Here is a 1,205-nt window from a genome sequence, read left to right on the forward strand (position 1 = left end):
ATCGAACGTCTTGCACAGCCCGTCGGCCGAGAGCATCCGGGCCCGGCAGGTCGACAGCATCCATTCGATGCCGAGCACGTTGACGCCACCGGCGAGCGCGAGATCCGCGTCGCCCCGCTGCAGGCCCGCCACCGCCTGATGCACGGCCACCAGCGACGACGAGCACGCCGTGTCGATCGCCGCCGCGGGCCCCTCGAGCCCCAGCGCGAAGGCGACCCGGCCGGCGATCACGCTGAGGGCGCCGCCGGTCGCCGTGTGAACGTCGACCGCCTCCGGGTCGTCGCTGCGGCGCAGGGCGGCATACTCGTTCGGCCCCACTCCGACATAGACGCCCGTGCGGCTCGCCCGGAGCGACGTCACCGGCAGCCCGGCCGCTTCCAGGGCCGACACGCTGGTCTCGAGCAAGAGCCGCTGCTGCGGGTCCATGGTCAGCGCTTCACGCGGACTGATGGCGAAATAGGCCGCATCGAACGTGTCGATCCCGGACACCAGCCCGGCCCGGCGCGTGTAGATCTTGCCGGGCACGGTGGGATCGGGATCGTAATAGGCCGCCACGTCGAAGCGATCCTGTGGGAGCTCGACGATCCCCGAGCGCCCGTCGGTGAGCAGCCGCCAGAAGCCCTCCGCATCGTCGGCCCCCGGCACCCGACAGGCGAGGCCGACGATGACGACCGGCTCGTCGGCCCGCGCCGACGCGGCGACCGGACCGGGCAGCACCGCACCGGCGAGCCCGAAATGCTCGGTCCCCAGATGACGCGCGACCGCCTCGATGGTCGGATGATCCATCGCCAGCGTCGCCGGAAGCGAGAGGCCGAGCGCGTGGTCGATCCGATTCCTCAGCTGCAGGGCCATCAGCGAGTCCAGGCCCTGCTCGAAAAACCCCGCCGTGGGATCGGGCGGCGAGGCGAGGCCCAGGACCGCCTGCACTTCGCCCTGCAGAAAGCCGATCAGCAGCGCTTCGCGCTCGCTCGCAGCCGCCGCCTTCAGACGGGCGACGACCGCCGTGCCGACCCGGTCGCGCGCCGCCGGCGGAGCGATCAGGCTCGACAGCAGCGCCGGACGCGCATGGCCCAGGGCCTCGCCCATCCGGGCCCAATCGGCGTCGACGATCACTCCGGTGGCCCGACCGGCGGCGAGCAGGCGCGCCATGGCGCGGTGCGCGCGCTCGGCCGTCAGCGGCACATAGCCCTGGCGACGCACGTTGG

At 72.8% G+C, this 1,205-nt stretch carries 1 protein-coding gene; it reads right to left on the reverse strand.

Going from position 1 to position 1,205, the window contains the following annotated elements:
• The coding region (locus ABTU92_RS29820; protein ID WP_408095155.1) for a beta-ketoacyl synthase N-terminal-like domain-containing protein at positions 1-1,205 on the reverse strand (1,205 nt) is incomplete at both ends.

Source organism: Rhodoplanes sp. SY1 (assembly GCF_046000175.1).
GTDB lineage: Bacteria > Pseudomonadota > Alphaproteobacteria > Rhizobiales > Xanthobacteraceae > Rhodoplanes.